This is a genomic window from Tunicatimonas sp. (assembly GCF_049647865.1).
Classification (GTDB): domain Bacteria; phylum Bacteroidota; class Bacteroidia; order Cytophagales; family Cyclobacteriaceae; genus Tunicatimonas.
In genome coordinates, this window is record NZ_JBARYM010000694.1 from 1 (window position 1) to 7,271 (window position 7,271).

At 44.4% G+C, this 7,271-nt stretch carries 3 protein-coding genes; 2 read left to right on the plus strand and 1 reads right to left on the minus strand.

Features of this window, described 5'->3' with window-relative positions:
• Nucleotides 1-165 precede the first annotated feature (165 nt).
• Nucleotides 166-3,453, minus strand: coding sequence for a UvrD-helicase domain-containing protein (locus WBA23_RS20340; RefSeq protein ID WP_424584115.1), 3,288 nt, complete (start codon nucleotides 3,451-3,453; stop codon nucleotides 166-168).
• A gap of 125 nt (nucleotides 3,454-3,578) precedes the next feature.
• Here WBA23_RS20340 and WBA23_RS20345 point away from each other — a divergent pair, with 125 nt between their 5' ends.
• Together WBA23_RS20345 and WBA23_RS20350 are read left to right on the plus strand one after the other, a co-directional pair.
• A complete protein-coding gene (locus WBA23_RS20345; protein WP_424584116.1) occupies nucleotides 3,579-6,953 on the plus strand; it encodes a VCBS repeat-containing protein in 3,375 nt (1,124 codons plus the stop codon).
• Between the two features lie 50 nt (nucleotides 6,954-7,003).
• Nucleotides 7,004-7,271: hypothetical protein (locus WBA23_RS20350; protein ID WP_424584117.1), on the plus strand; the 268-nt coding region annotated here is incomplete at its 3' end.

Sequence of the window (7,271 nt, forward strand, 5' to 3'; positions counted from 1 at the left end):
GGTTGTAGAATCTCTAAAGTACAATTTCTAGCGGCAAATAGAAATTTGCTGTACTTCAGAAGAAAGATAGGCCTCCACAGTTTAACAGATCATTTGTTATCTGAAATGCTATAACCCTGCCTTAAAATCACTAATATGGATTGTAATATAAAACGCTCTACAGTATCAAAAGTCAAACTTTTTGATCTCGAAGAAATTTACATTAACCAAATATAGCGTCACTAAATTATAATGAGCTAATAGGTAGTCTTTAGCGGAAGATAAAGCTTCGGTTTTTTCCGACTCATCAAGATGGGTGTGAAAGCTAATGACAGTAACTTTTTCACCTTCCAGCAGTACACGATCGAGTACTGCCGTGCGGTAGGGTTTAATTAGTAGGGGACGTTGCACGAGTATATTTAGGTGCGGTTGGTACCAATCAGTTGCTTCTTCTTTCTGTAAAAAAGAACGTGCTTGTTCCAAAAGGACTGTTCTCTCTTGAGTGGTAAGCCCGCGCTCAAAAGCAATTTTTTCTACTTGATTTTCCAGTTGATCTGAGGATCGCAACTGAATGAGCAATTGTTGCATTAGAGCTACATTACTGACTGCTCCCACTTTCGTAGTAAAAAAACCTTGCGAAAGGGGACGCACACTCAAACGGTTCCTCCACCGCACTGAAGGATAACTCAATAATTCCGCGCTAGGTATGCCGGTGTCTGGTATCCGGTGCTGAGCTTCTGGCCTTCGGTTCCCCACTTCGTAGTATTGCCCCATTTCGTCCCAGCCTGCTAAAGAGTCAGATTGTTCTAATTTGGGTAAGATTTTACGAAGCAAGTTGGCTATTCCGTCCACCAGAAAACTACCGTCACGTTTGGCAATGGGTCGAGCAAAAGCGTACATACCCTCTTCCGCGCGAGTGAATGCTACGTAAAGCAGGTTCAGATGATCCATATGAATCCGAATTTTCTCTTCGTAGTAGTCTTGCCTGAAAACAGTTTGGGTAAGCTGAGCGGTGTATTTCATTGGCACCAGTCCGGCATTGGCTAAGTTAGATTCCTGCGGGTGCGTCCAGAGAATATTGGTGGTGAACGATTGATGATCCAGCGACCAATCGCAAAATGGCAAAATTACAATTTTGAACTGTAAGCCTTTGGCTTTATGAATAGTCATTACCCGCATAGCATCGGTTTCCTCAGAAACCTGAGCCGAACTGTTAGCACCACGATCGTCCCACCAAAATAAAAAAGATCGTAAATCTCCCTGTTCGGTCAGCGAATACTGTAACACTGCATCCTGAAAGGCTTGCAGATAAGCTTTTTCGTGGTACTGTCCCAAATCAAAAATTAGTACCAGATTTTCTACTAACTCATAAATGGGTAGTTTATTAAGATAAGCGTAATATGTCTTAAAGTCGGGCGGCAATTGTTGAAAAAATTCGGTTAAATCTTCTTCGTTGTTACGGTTGCTAAAGATTGGGTGTAGCTTATCTGAACTAACTTGATGAGTAGTAATTAGATGATACTTATAAAGTATGCTGCTGCGTACAATTTGATCGTAAGTGTTATCTAAAAAACGCATCAGTTCTACCAGCAGACTAACTGTCAGCGAAGATGATAACATCAACGATTCGGAGGAAACTACTTCGTAATTGTAATTCGGTTGAGTTTTTCCTTCGTGTTTGAGCTGCATAAACGTATCTACCACCGCCTGTCCATCTCGCTTATTCCGCACCAAGAAAGCAATATCGCGAGCGGCGTAACCTTCCGATTGCAATTCTTCAATCATTTTCGGCAATCGGGAGCGAACGTGGCTACGCCAATCGGTAGGTTCACCCTCTTCATTAATGCATTGGTCTTCTTCCAGCAATTCAATTTTTACGTGGCCGTGCCATTTGTCTGCTTGGTTATAGGTATTAGGAAGCTTCTGGGCCACATCTTGATAAGCTTCCTGCAATACCGAGGCTTGCTGCAGTAGCTGCTGTTGCAACTGTTCGTCTGCCAAGTCGCTCGTTACCTCAGTAGTTATGTAGTGGAATAATTCCTGGGCAGCCATCTGAAATAAAGCATTATTAAACTCTAGCACATTTTTGCGACTTCGGAAATTATGGTCGAGCTGCCGAATTTCTGTGCGCCACTCCTGAATATCTTGCTGAATAGTATTGAGCAAAAGTTGCCAGTCACCGCCGCGCCAGCGGTAAATAGATTGTTTTACGTCGCCTACCACTAAGTTTCGGTTACCAGCGTCCAGACTGTTTTCTACGAGCGGACGAAAATTCATCCACTGTAGCCCCGAAGTATCCTGAAATTCATCAATCAAAAAATGCTGGTAGTAACTACCTATTTTTTCGTAAATGAATGGTGTATCGTCTTTACCGATAATATCCTTGAGAAACGTAGGCGCATCTGAAATCAGCATTAGGTCATTTTCCCGTTTATACTGATCAATCTGTTCTTCCAGATGATGCAAAATTCCGTAGGTGAACATAAATCGCTGCATCTGCACTACTGAATGATACAGCGGTCCGGCCTCTTCGTAGAAGTCCAGTGCTTCTTCCAGGTGGGGGCACATTGCTGCCGCTACTGACAGCAGTTGCTCTCTTCGCGGATCAGTTTTCTTCACCCAGCTCTCCAAGTTTTCCTGAGCCACCAGCACCCGCTTGGTAGGTACATATTGATCTCCTGCAATAATTTTTTCTAAGTAGCCTACTACCCCGCTTTTACCGTAGCTAAAGTCATCTACGGTTACCTGGTGGTTTTCCAATAAAGCCAACGCCCTCTGACCGATGTCAGCCATTTGCTTTTCAAAGGCCAGTTGTAACTCGCGAAGCTGCTTTAGTAGATTTTCAGCGGATTGTGGGGTCAGATTTCCTTTAGTTGCAAAAGCTTTTTCTCGATAGTTCTCCTTGAATAACTCTCGAGCAAGTTCTTTCATTTCTTTCCGGAAGTCCCAACTGCTACCGGACTCAACCTTCTCTTCGGCAAACCGAGTAAGCCAGCGACGAACGCTACGATTTTGCTTTTCGCCTACTGCTTCTAATAGCCGATCAATCACCTCATCTAATACTCTGTTTAAATCAAGCTCAACCGTAAAGCCAGCCTGTAATCCCATTTCTCGCGCAAATCCTCGGACTACTTTTTGGAAGAACGCATCGATAGTCATTACCGAAAAGTAGGAATAGCCATGCAGTAAATACTGAAGCGTCTGCTCAGCCTTCAGGGATAGTTCTACCTCCGAAAGCTTAAGCTCCTGAGCTAACACCGCTCGCAGTGCACTTTCGTCGGCTTTCGCTACTTGGTGCAAGTACTGCAACACCCGGCCTTTCATTTCCTGGGTAGCTTTATTAGTAAACGTAACCGCCAGAATAGTCCGATAGGCGTTGGGCTGACGTAATGCTAGCTTTAAGTATTCTAAGGCCAGTGTATAAGTTTTGCCCGAACCAGCCGAAGAACGATAGATGATAAAGGGTTTTTCCACGCTTTTAAGATAACAGATAATGACCAAAAAATAATGGTTAATGCTTCACCATTCGTTAATTAGTTACCTCCTCTGAAATATTTTTACTTACTTCGGTGTTAGCTCTAAAATCCCCTAACAACAACATGCGCCTGTATTTATTGCTACTCTTCTTACTTGTCGTCCAAACAGCCTGTCAATCCGACGACTCGCTATTCAAACTGCGATCTTCTATTGAGACGGGAATAACTTTTAGGAACGATATCGTTGAAAACGATACGCTTAATGTTATTGATTACACCTATATCTACAACGGAGGTGGTGTGGGCGTAGGCGATGTAAACAACGATGGATTAGATGATCTGTTTTTTGCAGGCAATCAAGTATCTAGTCAGCTGTACCTTAATCAGGGTGATTTTTCTTTTTCAAATGTAACCGAAAGTGCGGGAGTTAGTACCGACCGATGGGCTACCGGTGTAGCGATGGTAGATATTAATCATGATGGCTGGTTGGACATATACGTATGTGTGGCAAGCAAGTTCGACTCATTACAAAGCGAAAATTACTTCTTTATTAATCAAGGGGCAGACCAGCCAGGTGGTGAGGTAACGTTTGTTGATCAAGCTAAAGCTTATGGCCTGAATGATTATGGGTATTCTACCCAGGCGGCCTTCCTAGATTACGACCGCGATGGCGACCTGGATATGTACCTGCTTACCAACGCTGTTGAGTCGTTCAGTCAAAATACGGCTCGCTTCAAAAAGACCCAGGGGGAGGGGCCTAGCAACGATAGGCTTTATCGCAACGAAGAAATATCTAAAAATCGTATTCACTCAGAAGCAACTGTACCTGGCTTTAGCAACGTTACGAAGGAAGCTGGTATACTCACTGAAGGCTATGGGCTTGGGGTTGCAATTAATGATATTAATCATGATGGCTGGCCGGATATATACACAGCTAACGATTTTATCACCAACGATCTAATGTGGATTAACAATGGCGATGGCACCTTTACTGACCGAGCTTCAGAGTACCTAAAGCATCAGACCTACAACGGAATGGGTACCGATATAGCTGATTTTAACAATGACAGTAAAGTGGACATTGTCGTGCTAGACATGCTACCCGAAGACAACTTTCGGCAAAAGATGATGTTTAACCAACCCAACGACGACCGCTTCCAGGTTGATCTTCGTTATGGTTACGACCCTCAGTACGTTCGCAATACCCTACAACTTAATAATGGATTCACCCCAGATGGTCAGCCTTCTTTCAGTGAAATCGGGCAGCTGGCCGGAGTATCGAATACCGACTGGAGCTGGAGTGCTCTGTTCGTTGATTTGGATAATGATGGTTACCGCGACTTGCTAATTACTAATGGTTACGCTAAAGATGTTACCGATTTGGACTACGTGAGCTATCGGGCAGCTTCTACCCAATTTGGTACCAAAGCGAGCAAGCGCGAGCGCCTTATTCAGCTTACCAGTTTGCTCAAAGAAGCAAAGATTCACAACTACGCCTTCCGCAACAATGGTGATATTACGTTTACCAATGTATCCAACGAATGGGGAATGACCGTTCCTTCCTTTACCAACGGTACCGTGTTCGCCGACTTAGATAATGATGGCGACTTAGATTTGGTCATGAATAATATAAATGACGAAGCTTTTATTTACGAAAACACTCTAAAGAAGGACTCAACCCGGAACTACCTCCGGATTAATTTATTAGGAGCTGATACCAACCCCTTGGGTTTGCAAGCTACGGTTCATCTTCGCTACGACGGACAGCAACAGTACCACTACCATTCGCTGTACCGAGGGTATAAATCAACCGTAGAAAATACTATTCATTTTGGGTTAGGTAGCTACGCCTCGGTAGATTCGGTGGAGGTTATCTGGCCCGACGGTAAGTATCAGCTACTAACTGATGTACCTACTAACCAGATAATTACTGTGGACTACACTCAAGCTAAGTTAGTTTCCCCTTCACGCGATTCAGTTTCCCCTCCCCCGCTACTGACTAATATTACCGATTCAGTTTCGCTACACTACCGTCACCGGGAGGAAAACTTTGTGGACTTTAAGCATCAGCCTTTACTGCCCCGCCGCTATTCTCAGGATGGCCCTGGTTTGGCCGTAGGCGATATCAACGGCGACCAGCGGGATGATTTCTTCGTGGGGGGAGCGAAGGGACAAGCCGGATACTTTTTCGTTCAGCAATCGGACGGTGACTTTAAAAAGCAAATGCTTTCCGGGGATTCGTTATTTGAAGACATGGGGGCATTACTCTTTGATGCTGACCAAGATGGTGATTCGGATTTGTACGTAGTGAGTGGTGGAAATGAGTTTTACGAAAACCACTCCGGCTACCTTGATCGTTTTTACCGCAATACGGGGGGTGGTCAGTTTGTTCGGGATACCTCTGCCATTCCTTCTATAACTACCAGTGGCTCCTGCGTTAAAGCAAATGATTACGATCAAGACGGTGATTTAGATTTATTTGTGGGTGGTCGGCTACAGCCCAAACAGTATCCTTTACCGTCTTCTAGCTATATCCTGCGGAATGACGGGGGCAAGTTTACCGATATTACTTCGGAAGTGGCTCCCGAGCTGACTGATTTAGGCATGGTAACCGATGCCCTCTGGACAGATTACAATCAAGATGGACAGACAGACCTACTAGTTGTTGGGGAATGGATGCCTATTACCGTATTTCTTAATCAAGCCGGTCAGTTTAAAAATGTGACGGAAGAAGCCAACCTCTCTGCTACCACCGGCTGGTGGAATACGCTAGTTGCTGGTGACTTCGACCTAGACGGTGATCCCGATTTTATGGTAGGCAATTTAGGGCTCAATTCTAAGTATCATGCCACCTCCGATGAACCACTTCGGCTCTACACTAAGGATTTTGACCAGGACGGTCGCATTGATCCGGTGCTTACTTACTATGTTCAAGGTCAGGAATATGTTTCTGCATTTCGAGGTACCCTTTCCAGCCAAATGAATACGATGCGACGGCGGTTTTCTAACTACGAAGCCTACGCTCGGGCTACCTTTGGCGAAGTCTTTACCAAGGAAGAATTAGAGGATGCGTATATTCTACAAGCGGAAAACTTAGCGACGAGCTACCTGGAAAACCGGGGCGATGGCACATTTACCATACGCCCCATGCCTATCATCACGCAAACCGCTCCTATTTATAGTATGGTTAGCCGGGATCTTAACAATGACGGGCATCTTGATGTGCTAATGGTTGGGAACAGCTACGCTACTGAAGTTCATCAGGGCCGCTACGATGCCTTTATCGGACAGGCCTTGCTAGGCGACGGACACGGAAAATTTACTCCGCTTTCGCTAACAGAAAGTGGATTTTACGTGGATACCGATGCTAAAGATCTGATTCAGTTAAATTGGCAAGGTCATTCAGCCTGGGTGGTGGCTAGCAACAACGATAGCCTGCAGTTTTTTTACCAAAAGCCCCTCGTACCAGATGATCGTATGAGTTCTAACAAGCCTTAAATTAAAGTAAAATTTTCACAGATCACCTGACGGTTTACCGACTTCTCAACATGTATCAACTTCACTTGTCGCTAGTAAGATTTGTTTGGATACTCGGATTGGTAATTCTAGCCGTAAGCTGCAACTCCTCTTTAGAAGAACGTAGCCATGCTACCATGCTGCACCTACTACAAGAAACTCCAACCTTAGTAGATAATCCTGAAAATATGTACGCCAATAGTAGCCGGATTCACTACTACGATAGCCTACTTAATTTAGAGCCAGATAACTACGCGTATCAGTATTATCGAGCTCTAGATCTGCTTAGACGAGGTGATT